Raw genomic sequence first — 22,593 nt, forward strand, 5'->3', positions numbered from 1 at the left:
CCGCGACCAACCGACACAGACCGCCCGGCCCATGAACGGGCCGAATCAAGCCGGGGAGTGGTTGCGGCGCTGAGCCGGTCCCAACTCGGACCCTGCCGGCGCGCACGCATAGCGGCCCGCATACAGCGGGCACAAGTGAAGAGGTTACCGACCGCTCCGCGAAAGTGCAAAGCGAGCAGCGCACTACCGTGCGGGCCCCTTCCGGCGCAAGCCCGGGAGGGCCCCGGTAGCCGACTCACCGTCTAGATCAACGGGAGAATGCCGACGGATGTTCCCGCCGCGGAGGCGGGAAGACCCGTCGGCATTGTGTCCCACATCCCGGCCGTTGGGGAAGACGTCGACGAGGTTTTACGCCGGCCCCGGGCCGGGGCGCCCTAGAGCAGGAACGCGACGACCAGCACGATCACGATCACCGCGCCCACGACGCCGCCGATGACGTAGAGCAGCGTGTTGCTCTTGCCGCTCTTGCCCTCGTCCGCCCCGTACGTGGACGGCTGACCGTACTGTCCCGGCTGGCCGAACTGCCCCTGCTGGGCGGGCTGGCCCGGCTGGCCGAACGGGGACTGGCCGCCGTACTGCTGCTGCTCGCCCTGCTGGCCGAACTGCTGCGCACCCTGCTGCTGGCCGAAGTCCTGCTGCTGCCCGTACTCCTGCTGCTGGCCGTAGCCCTGCTGGCCCTGCTGGCCCTGCTGGCGGCCGTACTCCTGCTGGCCGTACTCCTGCTGCCCGCCGTACTGCTGGCCGGGCTGCTGGCCGTACTGCTGCTGGTCCTGCGGGGCACCGAACGGCTGGGCGCCGTACTGCTGCTGCTCGCCCTGCTGGCCGAACTGCTGCGCACCCTGCTGCTGGCCGTACTCCTGCTGCTGCCCGTAGTCCTGCTGGCCGAACGGCTGCGCGCCCGCCTGGGGCTGTTGCTGGGCCTGCGGCTGCCACGACTGCTGCCCGATGTCCAGGCGGGTGTGCTCGGCCATCCCCCCGGACGGCTCCGCGGCGTGCCGTCCCTGCGCCTGCGCGGACGGGTCGAACGCCTCGGTCGGGCGGGCGTCCTCGACGCCCCGGCCGCCCGGCGCGCCGTACGCGGGCGGCTCCTCCGCCTGCGGGGCGCCGCCGAAGCCGGAGTCGGGCGGCGGCACCATCATCGTCCGCTCGTGGTCGCTCTGCCCCTGCCCCGGCTGTCCCTGCCCGGGCCGGCCCGGCTGCGAACCCTCCGGCGACCACGGCTCGGGCGTCGACGGCGGGACGGGCGCCTGCCACGGCTCGGCGGGCGGCTCCTGCCGGCGCTCGGGCCCGGTCGCGACGGGGACGTCGGTGCCGGGCGACCAGTGCAGCGTGGCCTGGTCGTCCACCGGGGGACGCTGCGGCCGCTCGGGCTCCTGCGGTCCGGTGCCGGGACCGGGGACGATCAGGGTCCGGTCGGTGCCGCCCTCCTGCGGCTGCCCGGGGGCCGGGGGCGCCTGCTCGGCGGGCGTCCCGGCCTCGGGCGCGCGCGGCTCGGCCGGCGGCGCGTACCCGGGCTGGCCGCCGAACGGCGGCTGGCCGTACGGCTGCTGCTCCTGCTGCTGCTCGTACTGGGGCGCGCCGTGCATCGGCTGCTGCGGGTACCCCTGCTGCGGCTGGCCGTACTGCTGTTCCGGCTGCTGCCCGTACTGCTGGCCCTGGGGGCCGCCGTACTGCTGCTCCTGGGGCGGCGGGAAGCCGCCCGGGCCCGGAGGCGTCCCGTAGGGCTGCTGCCCGTACGGCTGCTCCTGCTGCTCGTACTGGGGGGCGCCGTACTGCTGCGGAGGCGGCGGCTGCTGCTGCTCGCCGTACTGCGGCATCGGCTGCTCGACCATCGTCGGGGGCGGCGGGGGCGTCCGCCGCTCCGGCTCACCGGGCTCCTGCGGCGCCTGGGGCCGCTGCCCGCCGGCCGCGCCGCCCAACTGCGGGGCGCCGAACACCACGGTCCGGTCGCCCAGCGGACGCGCGGGAGGCTCGCCCCGCTCCTCGGGGGCCTCGCGGCCCTCGTCCTCCGGCAACGGCCGCTGCGGTCCCTGCGTGCCGTCATTCTCGGTCATCGTCGGGCTCCTTCAGCGCCGTCGTCCCGGGGCTCCTGAGTCCCGGTCGCCCGGGGATCCGCCGTGCGGTCCCCGGATCTGTCACTCGTCTCGTCCCGTGGCGGTCTGACCGCCCGTGGGCGTTCTGGCCTCCAGCCTGCCCCGATAGCCGGTGGTATCGCAAATCATCGCCCCAGTTCGACGCCCGGCACCAGCGGTACGTTCCGGCCGGGCGTCCCACCAGCGCGAACGCCCCCGCCCCGGTCATTCGTGCCCGCGGACCGGATGCGGGCGGTACGGCGCCTCCAGCCGCTCGACGTCCTTGTCGTCCAGTGTGAGCCCTGCCGCCGCGATCGCGTCGTCGATGTGCGCGGTCTTCGTCGCGCCGACGATCGGGGCCGTCACCCCCGGGCGCCCGAGCAGCCACGCGAGCGCGACCTGCGCCATGGGGACGCCCTTCTCCCCCGCCACCTCGCGGACGACGTCGATGACGTCGAAGTCGGCCTCGTCGTAAATCATGTCGCCGTAGGCGTCGTTGCCGGCCCGCACCGTGTTGGCCTGCCCGCCGCGATCGCGGTTCCCCGCCAGCCGCCCGCGCGCGAGGGGGCTCCACGGGACGAGCCCGACGCCCTGGTCGGCGCAGAACGGGTTCATCTCCCGCTCCTCCTCGCGGTACAGCACGTTGTAATGGTTCTGCATCGTGGCGAACTTCGTCCACCCGTGCTTCTCGGCCACGTGCTGCGCCTTGGCGAACTGCCACACGAACATGCTGGACGCGCCTATGTACCGCGCCTTGCCCGCGTGCACCACGTCGTTGAGGGCCTCCATGGTCTCCTCGATGGGCGTCTCGTAGTCCCAGCGATGGATCTGGTAGAGGTCCACATAGTGGGTGCCCAGTCGCCGCAGGGAGTCGTCAATGGCCGCCATGATGTGCTTGCGGGACAGCCCCTTGTCGTTGGGCCCGTCGCCCATGGGAAGGCAGACCTTGGTCGCGAGGACGTAGTCCTCCCGGCGCGGGAACAGCTTCGCCAGCAGGTGCCCGGTAATGATCTCGCTCGCGCCCCGCGAGTACATGTCGGCGGTGTCGAAGAACGTCACGCCCGCCTCGACCGCCCTCCGGACGATCGGCTCCGCGGCCTTCTCGTCCAGCGCCCAACGGCGCTGCTCGGGGTCGCCGTAGCTCATCATCCCCAGGCAGATCCGCGAGACCCTGGTCCCCGTCGTCCCGAGCCGCACCTGTTCCATGACTTCTCCTCTCGCCTCAGCGCCCTCCACGGTGCACCGCCGAGCCCCCGACCGCCAAACCGGAGCGCGCAACCGGCGGGCGGCCTCCGGGATAGAGGAGGCGTCAGCACCCCCGAGTCATGGAGACCCACCATGAAGAGACGCCCATGGCCGTGGTGAGCCGCGCCCCCGGCGAACTGGACGACGCCGCGATCGTCGCCGCGTCGCTGCGCACCCCGGAGGCGTTCGGTGAGCTGTTCCGCAGGCACGGGCCGCGGCTGCACGCCTACATCAGGCGGCGCCTCGGCCCCGTCCTCGCCGACGACCTGGTGTCGGAGTCGTTCGCGACCGCGTTCCGGCAGCGGGAGAGGTTCGACGGGCGCGGGGACTTCGGCGCCTGGCTGTGGGGCATCGCCTCGAACCTGATCGCCAGGCATCGCCGGCAGGAGACGCGGATGTTCCGGGCCTACGCCCGGACCGGCGTGGACCCGGCCGAGGACGGCGTCGCCGACCGGGCCGGGGACCGCGCCGCCGCCGCGGCGCTCGGTCCCGCGCTGGCCAAGGCGCTGGCCTCGCTGAACGCCCAGGACCGGGACGTCGTCCTGCTGCTGGCGTGGGCCGAGATGTCCTACGGCGAGATCGCGACGACGCTCGGGCTGCCGCTCGGCACCGTCAAGGCCAAGATCCACCGGGCCCGGGCGAAGCTCCGCAGGGCCTTGCCTCTGGAGGACGACGATGGATGAACTGGACGCGCTGCGCGGCATGCGGACGGCCCTGGCCGAGGAGGAGTCCCCCGACTCGCTCGCGGGGCGGATCGAATGGCGGGCGGCCGGCTCCCCGGTACGCGTTCCCCGGCCCCTCGGTCGCCGCCTCCGCCTTCCGCTCGCGGGCGGGCTGGCGGCCGCCCTCGCCGCCGGAGCGGCCGTCGTCGTGATGCAGCCCGGGGACGACGCCCCACGGGATCGGACCGATCCGCCGGCGGAGGGGAACGTGCTGCTGGTCGCCGCCACCAACGCGGAGAAGGCCCCGCTCGGCGCGTACTGGCACACCCGGAGCGTCAGCGGCGAGATCTTCGCCGTCGGCAGGAGCGCGAGCGACTTCTACAAGGTCGACTCCCGGCAGGGCAACGAGACGTGGACGGGTCGTGACGGCAGGGGGAGCAGGGCCTTCCTCGACCCGGTCGACGTCCCGCTCACCGCACAGGACGCGCGGAAGTGGCGGGCGGCGGGAGCGCCCGGGTGGGCGCGTGTTCCCAATCCCGAAGGCGGGACGGGCCCCGTTCTGCTGAACATGGAGCGCGCCTTCGCGCCCCAGAGCCCGTTCCCCACGTCGCCGGAGGATCTGGCCTACGGCCTGACGCCCGCGAAGCTGGCGCGGCTGCCCACGGAGCCGAAGGCGCTGGAGAACGCGCTGCTGGACCTGCGGGGCGACTGGCACGCGTACTCGGCGAAACCGAAGAAGGAGCCGATCCGCGCCCTGCGGGGGCAGGAGCGCGTCCGGGCATTGAGCGACGTGACGACCGCGCTGCTGTCCACGGCGCCCGCGCCGCCGAAGGTGCGGGCGGCGGCGTTCCGGATGCTCGCGGCGCAGCCCGGCGTCCGCGCCGGGGGCCGGACCTCCGACCCGCTGGGCCGGACCGGCAACGTGATCTCGCTGCCGCTGAGGACCACGGTCCCGCTCGGCCTGTTCACCGCGCCCAAGCAGCTCGGCACCTACACGCGCCAGCTGATCGTCGACCCGGCCCGCGGGACGCTGCTGGCCGTCCGGGACCTGGTGGCGACGCCGCCGAAGGGCAGCCGTGCGCTGCCCCCGGGGGACGACGGTAAGCCGCGCTCGCTGGAGGCGAGGAACATGCCCGACCGGTTCAGCCGTCCCGGCGACCTGGCGTCCTACGAGGCGTTCGAGGTCACGCAGTGGACCGACCAGGCTCCGCCGAGGTGACCCCGTACCGCTGACCGCGGCCGGACGCGAAAGGGCCCGCTCCTTGTGGAGCGGGCCCTTTTCGTATGTGCCGGTCAGTTGAAGGCGTGGCACTCCACCTCTGCTCGGCTCTGGGTCATTCCCAGCTTGACGTACTTGGCCTCGCAGGCGCGCTGCTTGGCGTTCAGGTTGAGCTTGCCGCACTCCTTCACGCTGGAGTACGTGCGGCAGCCCTGCTGCGTGCCCGCCGGTGCCTTCTGGTCGGTCCCGGACGGCTGGGCGGCGCTGGCGGTACCCACTCCACCGACCACGACGGCCATGGCGAGCAGCGATGCGGTAATGACCCTCTTCATGTGATTCCTCCCCCGACGCGTACATTAGCCAGCATCGAGGTCGTCCCCGGGCACGGCACCGCAAAACACCCTCAAAGGTCAAGAAAACGGGTAAAAGCGCTGGTAGATCGCGTGCCCGGACCACGCGGAAGGCCCCTCCCGCCGCTGCGGAAGGGGCCTTCGCCACCGGGGGACGGACCCCCGGTTCAGGTGTTACCGGTTGTACTGGCCGAAGTCGTACTCCTCCAGCGGCACGGCCTCGCCGGAGCCCTGCCCGAAGGCGTACTCGGCGCCGTCGTCGTAGGAGCCGACGGAGTACACCGCCGCCTTCGCCTCCTCGGTCGGCTCGACCCGGACGTTGCGGTACTGCGGCATGCCGGTACCGGCCGGGATGAGCTTGCCGATGATGACGTTCTCCTTGAGGCCGAGCAGCGGGTCGCTCTTGGCGTGCATCGCCGCCTCGGTGAGCACCCGGGTCGTCTCCTGGAAGGACGCCGCCGACAGCCACGACTCGGTCGCGAGCGAGGCCTTGGTGATGCCCATCAGGACCGGGCGGCCGGCGGCGGGGACCCCGCCCTCGGCCACGACGTTCCGGTTCCGCTCCTCGAAGATCGGACGCTCGACCAGGTCGCCCGGCAGCAGCTCGGTGTCGCCCGACTCGAGGATGTTCACCCGCTTCAGCATCTGGCGGACGATGATCTCGATGTGCTTGTCGTGGATCGACACGCCCTGCGACCGGTACACCTCCTGGACCTCGTGCACCAGGTGCAGCTGCACCGCGCGCGGGCCGAGGATGCGCAGCACCTCGTGCGGGTTGATCGCACCCGCGATGAGCTGCTGGCCGACGTCGACGTGCTCGCCCTCCTTGACCAGCAGCCGGGACCGCATGGGCACCTGGTAGGCGATCTCGTCGGAGCCGTCGTCCGGGACGACGACGACCTTGCGGGTCTTCTCCGTCTCGTCGATCTTGATCCGGCCGGCGACCTCGCTGATCGGGGCCACGCCCTTGGGGATGCGGGCCTCGAACAGCTCCTGGACACGCGGCAGACCGTGCGTGATGTCACCGCCGGCGACACCGCCGGTGTGGAACGTCCGCATGGTCAGCTGGGTGCCGGGCTCGCCGATGGACTGCGCGGCGATGATGCCGACGGCCTCGCCGACGTCCACCCGCTTGCCGGTGGCCAGCGAGCGGCCGTAGCAGGCGGCGCAGACACCGATCTTCGCCTCGCAGACCAGCGCGCTGCGGGTGCGCACCGACTCCACGCCCGCCTCGACCAGCCGGGTCACCACCGCGTCGGACAGGTCGGTGTCGGCCGGGAAGATGACCGTCCCGTCGACCTCGACGTCCTCGGCGATCGTGCGGCCGACCAGCGCGGTCTCCGAGGTGGCCAGCTTGACCAGCGTGCCGTCCGGCAGCTTCTCGGCGACCTCGAACGGGATCGTGCGGTCGGTGCCGCAGTCGACCTCGCGGACGATGACGTCCTGCGCGACGTCCACCAGGCGCCGGGTCAGGTAACCCGAGTCGGCGGTGCGCAGCGCGGTGTCCGCGAGGCCCTTCCGGGCGCCGTGCGTCGAGATGAAGTACTCGACGACCGACAGCCCCTCGCGGAAGGACGACTTGATCGGACGCGGGATGGTCTCGCCCTTGGGGTTGGAGACCAGGCCGCGCATGCCGGCGATCTGGCGCAGCTGGAGCGGGTTGCCGCGGGCGCCCGACTGGATCATCATCCAGATCGGGTTGGCCTTCGGGAACGCCTTCTCCATGTCCACCGCGACGTCCGCGGTGGCCTTGTTCCAGATCTCGATGAGCTCCTGCTTGCGCTCGTCGTCGGTGATCAGACCGCGGTTGAACTCGCGCTGCACCTTCTCCGCGCGCGCCTCGTAGCCGGACAGGATGTCCTGCTTGTTCGGCGGCGTGACGACGTCGTCGATGGAGATGGTGACCCCGGACCGGGTGGCCCAGTGGAACCCGGTCGCCTTCAGCGCGTCCAGCGCGTTGGCGACCGCGACCTTCGGGTAGGTCTCGGCCAGCTCGTTCACGATCGCCGACAGCTGCTTCTTGCCGATCTCGTCGTCGACGAACGGGTAGTCGTCCGGCAGCGTCTCGTTGAACAGCGCGCGGCCGAGCGTGGTCTCCAGCCGGTACGGCTGGCCGGGCTCGTAGCCCTCGGGCGCCTGCCAGCCGCGCGGCGGCGGGACGTCCTTCAGCCGGATCTGGATCTTGGCCTGCAGGTCCAGCTCGTGCCGGTCGTAGGCCATGATCGCCTCGGCGATCGAGCCGAACGCGCGGCCCTCGCCGTCGGCGCCGTCCTTCTGCGTCGTCAGCCAGTACAGGCCGATGACCATGTCCTGGGTGGGCATGGTGACGGGCTTGCCGTCCGACGGCTTCAGGATGTTGTTCGTCGACAGCATCAGGATCCGCGCCTCGGCCTGCGCCTCGGCCGACAGCGGCAGGTGCACCGCCATCTGGTCGCCGTCGAAGTCCGCGTTGAACGCGGTGCAGACGAGCGGGTGGATCTGGATGGCCTTGCCCTCGACCAGCTGCGGCTCGAACGCCTGGATGCCCAGGCGGTGCAGGGTCGGCGCCCGGTTCAGCAGGACCGGGTGCTCGGTGATGACCTCTTCCAGCACGTCCCACACGACCGGGCGCGCGCGCTCGACCATCCGCTTGGCGGACTTGATGTTCTGCGCGTGGTTGAGGTCGACCAGCCGCTTCATCACGAACGGCTTGAACAGCTCCAGCGCCATCTGCTTGGGCAGGCCGCACTGGTGCAGCTTCAGCTGCGGGCCGACGACGATGACCGAACGGCCGGAGTAGTCGACGCGCTTGCCCAGCAGGTTCTGCCGGAACCGGCCCTGCTTGCCCTTGAGCATGTCGGACAGCGACTTCAGCGGACGGTTGCCGGGCCCGGTGACCGGGCGGCCGCGGCGGCCGTTGTCGAACAGCGCGTCGACGGCCTCCTGCAGCATCCGCTTCTCGTTGTTGACGATGATCTCGGGCGCGCCCAGGTCGAGCAGGCGCTTGAGCCGGTTGTTCCGGTTGATGACCCGGCGGTACAGGTCGTTCAGGTCGGAGGTCGCGAAGCGGCCGCCGTCCAGCTGCACCATCGGACGCAGGTCCGGCGGGATCACCGGGATGCAGTCCAGCACCATGCCGAGCGGGCTGTTGCGGGTGTTGAGGAACGCCGAGACGACCTTCAGCCGCTTGAGGGCGCGGGCCTTCTTCTGGCCCTTGCCGGTGCGGATGATGTCGCGCAGCTTCTCGGCCTCGGCGTCGAGGTCGAAGTTCTGCAGCCGCGCCTGGATGGCCGCGGCGCCCATGCCGCCCTCGAAGTACTTGCCGAACCGGTCGCGCATCTCGCGGTAGAGCAGCTCGTCGCCCTCCAGGTCCTGGACCTTGAGGTTCTTGAACCGGCTCCACACCTCGTCGAGGCGGTCGAGCTCGCGCTGCGCGCGGTCGCGCAGCTGCTTCATCTCCCGCTCGGCGCCGTCGCGCACCTTGCGCTTCTGGTCGGCCTTCGCGCCGGCCTCCTCGAGCTCCGCCAGGTCGCCCTCCAGCTTCTGCTGGCGGGCCTCGACCTGCGCGTCGCGGGCCTGCTCGATCTGCTGGCGCTCCACGGAGATGTGGGCCTCCAGCGTCGGCAGGTCGCGGTCGCGGCGCTCGGTGTCCACGCTGGTGATCATGTAGGCCGCGAAGTAGATGATCTTCTCGAGATCCTTCGGGGCCAGGTCCAGCAGGTAGCCCAGGCGCGACGGGACGCCCTTGAAGTACCAGATGTGCGTGACCGGCGCGGCCAGCTCGATGTGGCCCATCCGCTCACGGCGCACCTTGGCGCGGGTCACCTCGACGCCGCAGCGCTCACAGATGATGCCCTTGAACCGGACGCGCTTGTACTTGCCGCAGTAGCACTCCCAGTCCCGGGTCGGGCCGAAGATCTTCTCGCAGAAGAGCCCGTCCTTCTCCGGCTTGAGGGTCCGGTAGTTGATCGTCTCCGGCTTCTTCACCTCGCCGTGGGACCACTGGCGGATGTCGTCGGCGGTCGCCAGGCCGATGCGAAGCTCGTCGAAGAAGTTGACGTCAAGCAACTGTTTTCCCCTTGAGTTGATCAGACCTCTTCGACACTGCTCGGCTCGCGCCGGGACAGGTCGATGCCGAGCTCCTCCGCCGCGCGGAAGACGTCCTCATCGGTGTCGCGCATCTCGATGGACATGCCGTCGCTGGAGAGCACCTCGACGTTGAGGCACAGCGACTGCATCTCCTTGATGAGCACCTTGAAGGACTCGGGAATGCCGGGCTCGGGGATGTTCTCGCCCTTGACGATGGCCTCGTAGACCTTGACGCGGCCGAGGACGTCGTCGGACTTGATGGTCAGCAGCTCCTGCAGGGCGTAGGCGGCGCCGTAGGCCTCCAGCGCCCACACCTCCATCTCACCGAAGCGCTGGCCGCCGAACTGGGCCTTACCGCCGAGCGGCTGCTGGGTGATCATGGAGTACGGGCCGGTCGAGCGGGCGTGGATCTTGTCGTCGACCAGGTGGAGCAGCTTGAGGATGTAGATGTAGCCGACCGAGACCGGTTCGCTGTACGGCTCGCCGGTGCGACCGTCGAACAGCCGCGCCTTGCCGCCCGGGCCCACCATCCGGTTGCCGTCGCGGTTGGGCAGGGTGCTCTGGATCAGCCCGGTGACGTCGTTCTCGCGAGCACCGTCGAAGACCGGGGTGGCCGTCTTGGTCCACGGCGCGGCCTCGTCGGCGCCGATCTCCTTGAGCGCCCGCTTCCAGTCGGCGTCGTCGCCCTCGACCTTCCAGCCGCGGGAGGCGACCCAGCCGAGGTGGGTCTCCAGGACCTGGCCGACGTTCATCCGGCCGGGCACGCCCAGCGGGTTGAGCACGATGTCGACCGGCGTCCCGTCCTCCATGAACGGCATGTCCTCGACCGGGAGGATCTTGGAGATGACGCCCTTGTTGCCGTGCCGGCCGGCCAGCTTGTCGCCGTCGGTGATCTTGCGCTTCTGGGCCACGTACACCCGGACCAGCTCGTTCACACCGGGCGGGAGCTCGTCGCCCTCGTCGCGGGAGAACACCCGGACGCCGATGACCTTGCCCTCTTCACCGTGCGGCACCTTCAGCGAGGTGTCGCGGACCTCCCGCGCCTTCTCACCGAAGATCGCGCGCAGCAGCCGCTCCTCGGGGGTCAGCTCCGTCTCGCCCTTGGGCGTGACCTTGCCGACCAGGATGTCGCCGGGGACGACGTCCGCGCCGATGCGGATGATGCCGCGCTCGTCGAGGTCGGCCAGGACCTCCTCGGAGACGTTCGGGATGTCCCGGGTGATCTCCTCGGGGCCGAGCTTGGTGTCGCGGGCGTCGACCTCGTGCTCCTCGATGTGGATCGAGGAGAGGACGTCGTCCTGCACCAGCCGCTGGCTGAGGATGATCGCGTCCTCGTAGTTGTGGCCCTCCCACGGCATGAACGCCACGAGCAGGTTCTTGCCGAGCGCCATCTCGCCGTCGTCGGTGCACGGGCCGTCGGCGACGACCTGCCCGAACTCGACCCGCTGGCCCTCGTCCACGATCGGCTTCTGGTTGAAGCAGGTGCCCTGGTTGGAGCGCTTGAACTTGGACACGCGGTAGGTCGTCCGGGTGCCGTCGTCGTTCATGACGGTCACGTAGTCGGCCGAGACCTCCTCGACGACGCCGGCCTTCTCGGCCGTGATCACGTCGCCGGCGTCGGTCGCCGCGCGGTACTCCATGCCGGTGCCGACCAGCGGCGCCTCGCTGCGCAGCAGCGGGACGGACTGGCGCTGCATGTTGGAGCCCATCAGCGCGCGGTTGGCGTCGTCGTGCTCCAGGAACGGGATCATCGCGGTCGCGACCGAGGTCATCTGCCGGGCCGAGACGTCCATGTACTGGACCTCGCGGGCCGGGACGAGCTCGACCTCGCCGCCCTTGCGGCGGACCAGGATGCGGTCGTCCTGGAAGGTGCCGTCCTCGTTGAGCAGGGAGTTGGCCTGCGCGATGACGAAGCGGTCCTCCTCGTCGGCGGTCAGGTAGTCGATCTGCTCGGTGACCCGGCCGTCCTCGACCTTGCGGTACGGGGTCTCGACGAACCCGAACGGGTTGACCCGGCCGAACGCGGCGAGCGAGCCGATCAGGCCGATGTTCGGGCCTTCCGGCGTCTCGATCGGGCACATGCGGCCGTAGTGCGACGGGTGGACGTCGCGGACCTCCATGCCGGCGCGCTCACGGGACAGACCGCCCGGGCCCAGCGCGTTCAGGCGGCGCTTGTGCGTCAGCCCGGCCAGCGGGTTGGTCTGGTCCATGAACTGCGACAGCTGGCTGGTGCCGAAGAACTCCTTGATGGAGGCGACGACCGGCCGGATGTTGATCAGCGTCTGCGGCGTGATCGCCTCGACGTCCTGGGTGGTCATCCGCTCGCGGACGACGCGCTCCATCCGGGCCAGGCCCAGCCGGACCTGGTTCTGGATCAGCTCGCCGACCGTGCGCAGGCGCCGGTTGCCGAAGTGGTCGATGTCGTCGACCTCGATCGGCACCGGGACGGCCCCGAGGGTGGCCTCGTCCTCGCCGGCGTGCAGCCGGACCAGGTACTCGATCGTGGCGACGACGTCGTCCTCGGTCAGGGTGCCCTGGCGCATGTCCAGGTCGAGGCCGAGCTTCTTGTTGATCTTGTAGCGGCCGACCTTGGCGACGTCGTACCGCTTGGGGTTGAAGTACAGGTTCTCCAGCAGGGTCTGCGCCGACTCGCGGGTCGGCGGCTCGCCCGGCCGCAGCTTGCGGTAGATGTCGAGGAGCGCGTCGTCCTGGCCGGAGGTGTGGTCCTTCTCCAGGGTGACGTTGATCGACTCGTAGGCGCCGAAGTGCTCGCGGATGCGGGCCTCGTCCCAGCCGAGGGCCTTGAGCAGCACGGTGACCGGCTGCTTGCGCTTGCGGTCGATGCGCACGCCGACGTTGTCGCGCTTGTCGATCTCGAACTCGAGCCAGGCGCCGCGGCTCGGGATGACCCGGCAGCCGTAGATGTCCTTGTCGGACGCCTTGTCGAGGGCGCGGTCGAAGTAGACGCCGGGCGAGCGGGTCAGCTGCGAGACGACGACGCGCTCGGTGCCGTTGATGATGAAGGTGCCCTTCGGGGTCATGAGCGGGAAGTCGCCCATGAACACCGTCTGGCTCTTGATCTCACCGGTGGTGTTGTTGATGAACTCCGCCGTGACGAACAGCGGGGCGGAGTAGGTCATGTCCTTGTCCTTGCACTCCTCGACGGAGTACTTGGGCGGCTCGAACCGGTGGTCGCGGAACGAGAGGGACATGGTTCCGGAGAAGTCCTCGATGGGACTGATCTCTTCGAAGATCTCCTCCAGCCCCGACTGCGTCGGGACGCTCTTACTTCCGGCCTTCTGGGCCGCCTCGACCCGGGCCTTCCACCTCTCATTGCCCAGCAGCCAGTCAACGGAGTTGGTCTGCAGAGCAAGGAGGTCCGGGACTTCGAGCGGCTCCTTGATGCGCGCGAAGGAGACGCGGTTCGGACCGGTTGCGGTATTCGAGGCGTTGCGCGAGGCTGCCAAGAGTGGTGGTCCTTCCGAGGGCTCGCGGCGTAACTGACGACACGCACGCCAGACGATCCACGTTCAAGACCCGTGCGTTAGGGGCCAAAACGGACCCGCTCGGGAGTGCTCTCACACGTGGATAGTCAGAGGGCAGCGCAAAGGGGCAGTGTAGCCGACTGGTACACCGCTCGCAACTCTAGCGCCGCAGTATGCATCACGTTGCCATGGAGCATCGCCCCTCCAGGCCTTGCAGTCAAGAGCGGACTTGGACTTTTCGGGCCCTGACCTGCAGTGAGGAAGGCCATAGTTTACTGAGGGGCCGGACTCCTGGGACGGGTGTGAACGCGGCGGGCGACCACCCTGCCGTGGGTGGTCGCCCGTGGGGTCGCGCGCGGAGGTGACTACGAGATGACGTCGACCTTCTGGGCCAGCCACTTGCCGTGGACCTTGACCATCGTCATCTTCAGCCGCAGCGACTCCGGGAGCTGCTGCGTCTTGTCGTTCTTGGTGGCCGACGAGCGGTCCGCGTAGACCAAGACCACGACCTTGTCCGGGGTGGCGCTGACCGCGCCCGTCTTCATCACCGTCGTCGTCCCGACGAGCTGCTGCACGGTCGCCTGCGCCTTGAAGGACGGGAGCTGCTTGACGTAGTCGTCGTGCAGCTTGCCCGTCGTCATGGCGGCGGCGGCCTTGGTGTCGGTGTCGATCGTCCGGTAGTCGTAGGACGACAGCTCCTGGGCGGCCTTGGCGGCCGCCCCGAGGCCGTCCCGGCGGGCGTCGTCGATCGCCCTCTGCTCGTGGTCCTTCAGGACCAGCAGCGTCGCCGCGGTGCCGAGCGCGAGGAACAGGACGGTCATCACCGCCAGCAGGGTGAACCGGCCGGTGCCGACGCGCCGGCGCGGCTCGTCGTCGACGGCGCCGGTCTTGGCGGCCTTCTTGAGGATCAGCGCCTTCTTGGGCTTGCGGGGCTCCGCCTCGTCCTCGGGCTCGTCGCCTTCGTCCTCGTCCTCGTCCTCGTCCTCGTCCTCGTCGGCTTCGGTCGTGAGGGCGTCCTCGGCGTCGGCCGGCTTGACGTCGGCCTCGGCCTCGTCGGCGTCTTCCTCGGCCTCGGTCTCGGTGGCGGCGGCCTCTTCCGTGGCTGATTCGTCCGCTGCGGGGTCGTCGGCCTCCGGCGCGGTTTCGGGGGCCTTCTTTGTGCGGCGAGGCTTCACAGCCGTTTTGACGGCCTTCGCGGGAGCCTCTTCCTCCTGGGCGTCCTCGGCGTCCTCGACGTCGGCCGCGGCCGCGTCGGCGGCGATCTGGGCCAGGCGTGCGGCCTCGCGGGCGCGCGCGGCGGCCTCCTCGGCGAGGCGGGCCGCCTCCGCGGCCTCCTCGGCCTTGGTGGCCTGCGCGGCGGCCTTGCGGGTCTTGTCGTCCTCGGGGCGGTCCTTGTCCTTCTGCGGTGCGGAGCGCTTGCCCCGGCCCAGCATGGTCACGGGACCACCTCCAGGTTGGCGACGAGCCAGCGGTCACCGACCCGGCTGAGTTCCATCAGGTACCGGTAGGCGCGCTGGGCGCCGTCCTTGACCTTCGGGTTGGTGACGGTCCCGTTGAGGGAGACCATCACCTCGGCGGAGTCGCCGTCGATGGAGACGACCCCGGCCTCGACCTGGCTGACGGTCGACTTGGCCTGCGTCTGCGTCAGCGTGTCCATGAGCGTCTTGGACTGGGAGCCGAGCTTGTTCTTCAGGTCGCCGGTGGCGCCCGACATGATCCGGTCTATGTCCTTCTGTGCGGACGAGGAGCTGATCGTCATCAGGTTGACGCCCATCTGGCGCGCCGACTGGGTCGCCTTCGCCCGCTGGTCGGCGGATTCCTTGCCGTGGTAGACGCGCACGGCGAACACGCCGGTGACGACGGCGAGCGCGAGGACGAGCACACCGAGGGCGATCGTGGTGATCTGCGGCCAGAGGCGTCTCATCGGCCCCGCCTCATTGGCTCAGGGGTCCGAGCATCAGCCACTTCCACGAGGAGTCTCCCAACTCACGATTGCCGGCGGTACGTGGCATGACGTACTTCTTGCCGTCCGGGCCGTAGACCGCGCCCGTCGACGGATCGTATCCAGCGAATTCGACTGAATTAGCCGGATAGGACAGGTACAGCCGCCCATCCGACAGCTGGCCTGTGGGGGCCGCCGCCGCGGCGGCCTTGCCCTTCGCCTGGCCGTCGCCGGAGCCCTTGCCCTTCGCCTCGGACGACTTGGAGCCGCTGCCCGTCCCGTAGGCGCCGCCTGCGGGGAATCCGGCGCCGGTGGTGGCGCCCGGGGGCAGCGCCGGGACGGGCGTCAGCGCGTCCTTGGGGAAGTTGCGGGCGCCGCGCACGGCCGTGGACGAGTCGTGCGGGGCCTTGCAGCCGACGTTCAGCGGCACGTCGCGCGGCGAGGTGTCCTGCGGCCAGCGGTGCTTCACGCCCTCGTAGCCCTTGGTGCACGCGGGCGGCGAACTGATGTTCAGGTCGAGGCCGAGGTGCTGGGTGCCGTCGCCGGGGGTGACGGTGAACGCGCCCGCCACCTCGACCGGGTAGAGGATGAACAGCGACCGCAGGCCGTTCTGCCGGGAAGTGATGACCTGGCCCGTCGTGGCCAGGTTCGCCAGCAGCGTCGGCAGCGTCGGGGACAGCTGGTCGATGGCCTTGTGGGTCTCGTCGACCGCGGCCGGGGCGTTGTCGATCGTCTTGCGCAGCGCCGGGTCGTCCTTGCGCAGCGAGGCGGTGAAGTCGTTGAGGTTGCGGGCGAAGCCGCGGATGTTGGCGGCCTCGGACCGCTGGGTGTCCAGCACCGTCACGCTGTTGTCCAGCAGCTGCTTGGTGTCCGGGTACGCCTGGTTCGCGGTCTGCAGCAGCCGGTGCGTGTCGTCCAGGATCGACTGCAGGTCCGACCCGGAGCCGTTGAACGCCTTGTCCAGCTCGTCCACGATCGTGCCGAGGTCCTTGGTGTTCACCGACCCGACGAGCTGGTCGACGTTGCGGAGCAGCTCCTCGGTCCGCACCGGGAGCGTCGTCATCTCCTTGGGGATCGTGTACGCGTCGCCCTGGTCGAGGTAGGGGCCGGTCTTCCTGGTGGGCTCCAGGTCGATGTACTGCTCGCCGACCGCCGACCGGTTCGCCACGATCGCCTTGGTCCCGTCGCGCGGGATCCGCTTGCCGCGCTCCAGCACCAGCTTCACCCGGATGCCGTCCTCGGTGAGCGACATCGGGCCGACGCGGCCGACCGGGACGCCCCGGTAGGTGACCTCGGCGTTGGTGAACACGCCGCCGGAGTCGGTCAGGTCCACGTAGGCGGTGTACTGCTTGCCGAGCAGCTGCCGGCCGACGCCGATGTAGTTCACGAGCACGATCGTCACGCCGACGATCGTGATCACCGCGAAGGCGATCAGCTGGATGATGACGCCGCGCTTGAGGATCACCAGAGGCCCCCCATCAGGGTCCGCAGACCGTCGTCGCCGGGTGCCGGGGCCAGGGCGCCGGTCCGGCTGCCGGTGCCGCCGCCGGAGCCGGACTTCTTGGTCGTCTTCGGCGTCGGTGTCGGCGTCGGCGCGCCGGGCAGGCCGGGCAGCCCGCCGCCGGAGCCGCCGGCGCCGCCGGGCGACGACTGCGGCAGCGAGCCGAGCGGCGAGTCGGGAAGGGTCACGTTGGGCACCTGCAGCATGTTGCGCATCTGCTTGCCGCTGCCGAGCTGGTTCTCCAGGTCGGTGCCGCCGAGCAGGTTCTGGGCGAGGTCGTTGAAGTCCAGGTCGACGGTCAGCTTCACGTTGCCGTAGTCGCCCTCGATGACGTTGGCGAAGGTCGGCGGGAACGGGAAGGTGATCAGCGACTGCAGCGCGTTGGGCAGGTCCGAGCCGGCCTTGTTCAGGTTGCCGAGGATCGTGTTCAGGTCCTTCAGGTTCGCCACGAAGTTCGCCTGCGACTTGTCGATCACGTCGGTGGTGGTGCGGCTGAGCTTGTTCAGCGCCACCAGCATCTTCGTCAGGTCGGCCCGGTTGCGCTTGAGCACGGTGATGGCGGGGCCGGTCTCGTCGATCGTGTCGGTGATCGTCTTGCGCTCGTCCGACAGCTTGCCGGTGAGCCGGTCGATGCTGTCGAGGGCGCGGGTGATCGCGGCGCGGTTGGTGTCCAGCGTCCCGGCGAAGGTGTTCACCCGCTGCAGGACGGCGCGGATCGTGCCCTCGCGGCCGCTCATCGCGGCCTGCAACTCGTGGCTGATCGTGGCGACCTGCTCGATGCCGCCGCCGTTCAGCAGCAGCGACATGGCCGACAGCACCTCCTCGATCTCGGTGCCCTGGCCGGTGCGCGACAGCGGGATCACGTCGCCGGAGCTCAGGTGCCCGGTCGGCGCCTGGTCGGTGGGCGCGGCCAGCTGGACGAACTTCTCGCCGAGCAGGCTCGTCTGGCTGATCGTGGCGACCGCGTTGTCGGGCAGGTCGATGCTGCGGCGGACCTTGACGGTGACGACGGCGTGCCAGCCCGCCGACCCGCCGGCCAGGTCGATCTTGGTGACCTTGCCGACCGAGACGTCGTTGACCTTGACCACCGACTGCGGCACCAGGTCCAGCACGTTGGTGAACTCGATCTTCACGGTGCGGGGGTCGGAGCCGAGGTCGGGGCCGCCGGGCAGCGGCAGCGACGACACGCCGTTGAACGAGCAGCCCGACAGGGCCGTCACGCCGGCGAGCACCGCGGCGCCGAGCAGCTTCGTCCGGCGCGGCATCGTCCTGCGCTCGCTGGACACGGCCGTCCCGCCGCGCCTGCGCGGTGTCCTGGTCATCGGGCACCTCCGGGCAGCAGCGAGGTGATGCTCTTCGGGTCGTGCGGCGTGGTCGCCGTCTTGGCGGTCCTGGTGCTCGTGGTCTTCGTGCTCTTGGAACCGGTGCTCTTGGAGCCGCTGCGGCCGCCGGGGCCGTAGGCGTCCGGCGGGATCGGCACCGGGTCGTAGTGCGTGGTCAGCGCGGTGATCCAGGACAGGTCCAGGCTGACGCCGGCCAGCGCCTTGCCGATGCCGTTGTAGGGCTTGACGAAGTCCAGGCACTGCTTGGCGGGCGTGCCGACCGAGTAGGCCAGCGAGCACACCCAGTCCGCGAGGTTGTTGAACTGGCGGAAGTTGTCGCGGGTGTGGATGGTGCCGCTGATCGGGTCGTAGGCGCGGGCCAGGTTGTTGATGGCCAGCGGGCCGGCGGTCAGCACCTCGGCCAGCGCGTCCTTCTCCTTCACCAGCACGCCGGTGACCTGCGCGAGCTGCCGGACGTTCGAGGACAGCTCGGTGCGGTTCTGCTTGATGAACGTCTGCACGTTCCGCAGCGTCGGGGCGAGGGTGTTGAGGGCCGCGCTCAGCTCCTCCTTCTCCCCGTCCAGCTGGCTCGACACGCCGTTCAGGTGGGTGCTGAACGACCGGATCTGCTGGTCGTTGGCCTTCATCGTGTCCGTGATGACCCGCAGGTTCTTGATCGTCGTGGCGATGTCGCCGCGGTCGGTGCTCAGGGTGCTCAGCATCTGCGAGGTGTCGGCGATCGTCTGCCGGATGTCGTCGCCCTGCCCCTGCAGGTTCTGCGCGCCGACCTGGAGCAGCCGCGACAGCGACCCCTGCTGCTTGTCCGGGGTGGCGGCGTTCGCGCCCTGCGGGCCGAGCGCCTTGGTGAGGTCGTTGAGGCTGCCGCTGACCTGGTCGACCTCGACGGGGACGGCGGTGCGGTCGGTGCCGAGCGTCGCGCCGTCGGCCAGCACGGGCCCGCCGGTGTAGACGGGGGTCAGCTGGATGTAGCGGTCGGCGACCAGCGTCTGGTTGACGATGACGGCCTGCGCGCCGGCCGGGACCTTGTACTTGGCGTCCCACCTCAGCCCGACCTTCACCGAGTCGCCCACCGGCTTGACGCTGGTGACCTCGCCGACCGGGATGCCGAGGATGCGCACCTCGGCGCCCTTGTAGAGGCCGACGGTCTTGGTGAAGTACGCCGTCATGTGCCGCTGCTTGGGCTCCTGCAAGAGCAGGACGAGCGCGGCCGCCAGCACCGCGACGGCGAGGATCGCGCCGCCCAGGCGAAGTATCAACGCGGAGTTACGCACGGGGGAACCTGCCTGCTCACGGGAGGAACGGCAACGGGTTGTTGCTGTTGTTGCCGGTACCGGTCTGGCCGTTCTGCTTGTTCTGACCGCCGCCCTGGGTCGTGCCGCCCGTCCCGGTGCCCGAGCTCTTCGGGGCGTCCTGGATCGAGGCGGGGATCGGGAGGAGGTTCTGGATGTAGGAGTCGAACCAGCGGCCGGTGCCGACGACGTCGGAGAACTGCCGGGCGTACGGCGCGAACAGCTGGATCGTCCGGTCCAGGTTGTCCTGGTTCTTCAGCAGGATCCGGTTGACCTTGGTCAGGTTGTCCAGCATCGGCTTCAGCTGCGCCTGGTTCTCGTTGATCAGCGCGTTCACCTGCTGCGACAGCGAGACGGTGTTGACCAGCAGCTGGTGGATCACCGTGCGCCGCGCCTGCACCGCCTGCAGCACCTTGTCGCCGTCCTGGACGAGCTTGGCGAAGTCCTGGTTGCGGTCGGCCAGCAGCTGCGAGACGTCCTTGGCCTTGCCGGCCAGCTCGTGCAGCTGGTCGTCGCGGGAGGCGACGGTGTTGGACAGCCGGCGCAGCCCCTGCAGGGACGCCTTCACCTCGGGCGGGGAGTTCTTGAAGGTGTCCGACAGCGTGTCGAACGACTTGGCGAGCTGCGCCGTGTCGATCTGGTCGACCCGCTGGCTCAGCTCGCTGATCGCCGGGACGACCTCGAACGGGGTGTGCGTGCGCTCGATCGGGATGTTGCGGCCGAGCCGGCCGGTCCCGCGCGGGGTGAGCGCCAGGAAGTGCTGGCCGAGCAGCGTCTTGATCTTGATGTCGGCCTCGGTGCGCTCGCCCAGCCGCACCCCGTCGTCCACCTGGAAGGTGACCTTGACGTGGCCGTGGTCGAGGTCGAGGCCGGTCACCTTGCCGACCTTGACGCCGGCGATCCGGACCTCCTCCCCCGACTTCAGCCCGGCCGCCTCCTTGAACGAGGCGGTGTGCTTGGTGCCGCCGTTGATGAACGGGATGCTCCCGAGGTTCATCACCAGGACGAGCGCGAGGACGATCACCGCGAACGCGATGAGGGCGATGGGGACCGGGTTGCGCTCCCGGAACGGGATCCTCATCTACTTGCACCTCGCGTTCTCGTTCACGATCGCGGGCGTCTGGTAGACCGGTCCGCCCGGCAGCCGCACCCGCGCGTCGAGGCCGCAGATGTACATGTTGAACCACGAGCCGTACTGGGAGATGCCGACCAGCTTCTGCAGCGTCTTCGGCGAGCCCTCCAGGGCCGCGTTCAGCTCGCCGCTGTTGGCGTTGAGCGTGCCGGTCAGCTTCTTCAGCCCGGCGATGTCGCTCTTGATCGCCGGCCGGGACTGCTTCAGCAGGCCCGCGGTGGTCCCGGTCAGCTGGTTGATCGCCGACACCGAGTCGAAGATCGCCTCCCGGTCGCCGGACACCCCGCTGACGAACCCGCGCAGGTCGGTGATCAGCTGCTCGACCTGCTGGTGCCGGTCGTCGATGGTGCCGAGCACGGTGTTCAGGTTGTCGATCACGTCGCCGATCACCCGGTCGCGGTCGGCGAGCGTGTTGGTCAGCGACGCCACGTGCGACAGCAGGCTGTTGACCGTCCCGCCCTCGCCCTGCAGCACCTCCACGATCTGCCCGGCGAGGGTGTTGACGTCCTTGGGCTCCAGCGCCTGGAACAGCGGGCGGAACCCGTTGAACAGCGTGGTCAGGTCCAGCGCGGGCTGGGTCTGCGAGACCGGGATGGTGCCGCCGGTCCGCAGGTAGCTGTTGGCCTGCCCGGCGCCGTCGCTCAGCGACAGGTACCGCTGCCCCATCAGGTTGCGGTAGCGGATCTGCGCCTGCGTCGAGGCCGGCAGCCCCGCCTGGAACACGCCGTTGCGCTGGAGGCTGAACGTCACCCGGGCCTGGTTGCCGTGGTAGAGCTTCACGTCCTCGATCTGGCCGACCCGGACGCCCGCGACGCGCACGTCGTCGTTCTTCAGCAGCCCGGTGGCGTCGGTGAAGACCGCCTTGTACTCGCGGGACGGCCCGAACCGCGTATTGGAGATCGTCATCGCGAGCACGCCGGTGGCGAGCGCGGTGAGCACGACGAAGATGCCGAGCTTGATCGCGGCGCTGGTCGTCTTCACTTGACCGTCACCACCGATCCGCGCAGCAGCGGCCCGTACATCAGCGAGGAGACGTCGGAGACCTGGTCGGCCGGGGTGCGCGTCATCGGGCCGACGATGTTCTTGATCTTCTCGTTCTCGCTCATCGAGCCCGGGTCGACGAACACGTCGGAGATCCCGCGGCCGCGCGAGCCGCCACCGCCGTTCGGGTCGTCGGGGTTCTTCCACCACAGGTCGTCCTGGGTGCCGTCGAGCGCCAGGTAGTCCGGCGAGGGGATCTTCGGGTTCGGCAGCCCGTAGCAGCGCGGGTTGCGCTGGTCCCTGGCCTCGGGCAGGTCCAGCGGATACTTGTAGCCCGGCCGCGGCTTGACGATCTCGACCGTCAGGTTGAAGGTCTTGCCGCCGTTGCCGCCCGCCACCCGCTCGGCCTCCGGCCGCAGCTTGACCAGGCCGGCGAACACGCACGGCAGCGACGGCGAGTACCGCGCGATCAGCGCGAGCCCGTCCCGGCTGGCGATGTTCACCCCGATGATCTTCGGTGCGTTCTGCGTCATGAACGTGTTCCCGTCGCGCGCCAGGTCGGTCGTCGCCGGGATCAGCTGCTCGATCGTCGCCTTCTTGTCGGTGATCGTCTTGCTGGTCACGTTGATGTTGCGCAGCGTCTGCAGCAGGTCGGGGGCGGCCTGGTCGTAGATGTCGGACACGTCGGCGAGGCTGTGCAGGTCGTGCACCAGCGTCGGCAGCTCCGGATTGACCTTCTTCAGCAGCGAGTCGGCCTCGTCGATGTCCTGGCCGATCTGGTCGCCGCGGCCCTGCAGCGCGGTGGCGAGCGCGTTCAGCGTGGTGTTCAGCTCGGCCGGCTTCACCGCCCGCAGGACGGGCAGCAGGTCGTCCAGCACCTTGTTGATCTCGACGGCCTGCTGCGAGCGGTCCTGCTGGATCGTCTGCCCGGCGCGCAGGCCCTTCGGGCCCGGCTGCTGCGGGATCTCCAGGTCGACGTACTTCTCGCCGAACAGCGTCTTCGGCAGCAGCCGCGCCTGCACGTTGGCCGGGATCCGGTCGGCCTCGCCGGGGTTCAGGGCCAGGTCGAGCGTGGCGCCGCTGCTGGTGACGTGGGTGCCGCGCACCTCGCCGACGATGATGCCGCGCACCTTCACGTCCGCGTGCGGCAGCAGCTGCAGCCCGGCCCGCTCCGTGGCGACCTTCACCTTCGTCACCGGGGTGAACGTCTTGTTGTAGAACGCCACGGTCAGCGCCAGCAGCAGGACGATCACCAGGATCATCCCGATGCCGAGCACGCGGTAGCGCGTCTTCTCGTTCACCGC

General features: G+C 70.0%; 15 protein-coding genes. 2 read left to right on the plus strand and 13 right to left on the minus strand.

What is annotated here, in order from left to right; translation table 11 throughout:
• Nucleotides 1-374 precede the first annotated feature (374 nt).
• Nucleotides 375-2,054, minus strand: coding sequence for a hypothetical protein (locus ACA514_RS33495; protein ID WP_375045267.1), 1,680 nt, complete (start codon nt 2,052-2,054; stop codon nt 375-377).
• Nucleotides 2,055-2,297: 243 nt separating this feature from the next.
• Nucleotides 2,298-3,278, minus strand: a complete 981-nt coding sequence (locus tag ACA514_RS33500; RefSeq protein WP_375045268.1) for an aldo/keto reductase — start codon at nt 3,276-3,278, stop codon at nt 2,298-2,300.
• A 146-nt stretch (nt 3,279-3,424) separates the two neighbouring features.
• Here ACA514_RS33500 and ACA514_RS33505 point away from each other — a divergent pair, with 146 nt between their 5' ends.
• Complete coding sequence (locus ACA514_RS33505; protein WP_375045269.1) at nt 3,425-4,000, plus strand: RNA polymerase sigma factor; 576 nt, start codon at nt 3,425-3,427, stop codon at nt 3,998-4,000.
• The gene (locus ACA514_RS33510; RefSeq protein WP_375045270.1) at nt 3,993-5,198 is read left to right on the plus strand and encodes a CU044_5270 family protein; all 1,206 of its coding nucleotides are present in this window, start codon (nt 3,993-3,995) and stop codon (nt 5,196-5,198) included. The genes ACA514_RS33505 and ACA514_RS33510 overlap by 8 nt, the downstream gene beginning before the upstream one ends.
• 74 nt (nt 5,199-5,272) lie before the next feature.
• Here ACA514_RS33510 and ACA514_RS33515 read toward each other — a convergent pair whose 3' ends face one another.
• The 11 genes from ACA514_RS33515 to ACA514_RS33565 all read right to left on the minus strand — a co-directional run bounded on the left by ACA514_RS33515 (nt 5,273) and on the right by ACA514_RS33565 (nt 22,590).
• Nucleotides 5,273-5,530 (minus strand): hypothetical protein, encoded by a 258-nt coding sequence (locus ACA514_RS33515; RefSeq protein WP_375045271.1) that lies wholly within the window; start codon nt 5,528-5,530, stop codon nt 5,273-5,275.
• A gap of 192 nt (nt 5,531-5,722) precedes the next feature.
• Nucleotides 5,723-9,595, minus strand: a complete 3,873-nt coding sequence (locus ACA514_RS33520; protein ID WP_375045272.1) for a DNA-directed RNA polymerase subunit beta' — start codon at nt 9,593-9,595, stop codon at nt 5,723-5,725.
• A 20-nt stretch (nt 9,596-9,615) separates the two neighbouring features.
• A complete protein-coding gene (rpoB, locus tag ACA514_RS33525) occupies nt 9,616-13,083 on the minus strand; it encodes a DNA-directed RNA polymerase subunit beta (protein ID WP_375045273.1) in 3,468 nt (1,155 codons plus the stop codon).
• Between the two features lie 383 nt (nt 13,084-13,466).
• Nucleotides 13,467-14,540 carry a hypothetical protein gene (locus ACA514_RS33530; RefSeq protein WP_375045274.1) on the minus strand — a complete coding sequence of 358 codons (1,074 nt, stop codon included), beginning with the start codon at nt 14,538-14,540 and terminating at the stop codon, nt 13,467-13,469.
• Nucleotides 14,537-15,025: a hypothetical protein gene (locus ACA514_RS33535; protein ID WP_375045275.1), complete on the minus strand. Its 489-nt coding sequence runs from the start codon at nt 15,023-15,025 to the stop codon at nt 14,537-14,539. The genes ACA514_RS33530 and ACA514_RS33535 overlap by 4 nt, the downstream gene beginning before the upstream one ends.
• Nucleotides 15,026-15,035: 10 nt before the next feature.
• A complete protein-coding gene (locus ACA514_RS33540; protein WP_375045276.1) occupies nt 15,036-16,508 on the minus strand; it encodes an MCE family protein in 1,473 nt (490 codons plus the stop codon).
• Nucleotides 16,505-17,866, minus strand: coding sequence for an MCE family protein (locus ACA514_RS33545; protein WP_375045277.1), 1,362 nt, complete (start codon nt 17,864-17,866; stop codon nt 16,505-16,507). Before ACA514_RS33545 ends, ACA514_RS33540 begins: the two co-directional genes overlap by 4 nt.
• A complete protein-coding gene (locus ACA514_RS33550; protein WP_375045278.1) occupies nt 17,863-19,158 on the minus strand; it encodes an MCE family protein in 1,296 nt (431 codons plus the stop codon). The genes ACA514_RS33545 and ACA514_RS33550 overlap by 4 nt, the downstream gene beginning before the upstream one ends.
• Nucleotides 19,159-19,174: 16 nt before the next feature.
• Nucleotides 19,175-20,257 carry an MCE family protein gene (locus tag ACA514_RS33555; protein ID WP_375045279.1) on the minus strand — a complete coding sequence of 361 codons (1,083 nt, stop codon included), beginning with the start codon at nt 20,255-20,257 and terminating at the stop codon, nt 19,175-19,177.
• Nucleotides 20,258-21,289 carry an MCE family protein gene (locus ACA514_RS33560; RefSeq protein ID WP_375045280.1) on the minus strand — a complete coding sequence of 344 codons (1,032 nt, stop codon included), beginning with the start codon at nt 21,287-21,289 and terminating at the stop codon, nt 20,258-20,260.
• Complete coding sequence (locus ACA514_RS33565; RefSeq protein WP_375045281.1) at nt 21,286-22,590, minus strand: MCE family protein; 1,305 nt, start codon at nt 22,588-22,590, stop codon at nt 21,286-21,288. The genes ACA514_RS33560 and ACA514_RS33565 overlap by 4 nt, the downstream gene beginning before the upstream one ends.
• Nucleotides 22,591-22,593 lie beyond the last annotated feature (3 nt).

The sequence above is a fragment of the Actinomadura sp. NTSP31 genome, from assembly GCF_041951385.1.
Taxonomy (GTDB): domain Bacteria; phylum Actinomycetota; class Actinomycetes; order Streptosporangiales; family Streptosporangiaceae; genus Spirillospora; species Spirillospora napierensis.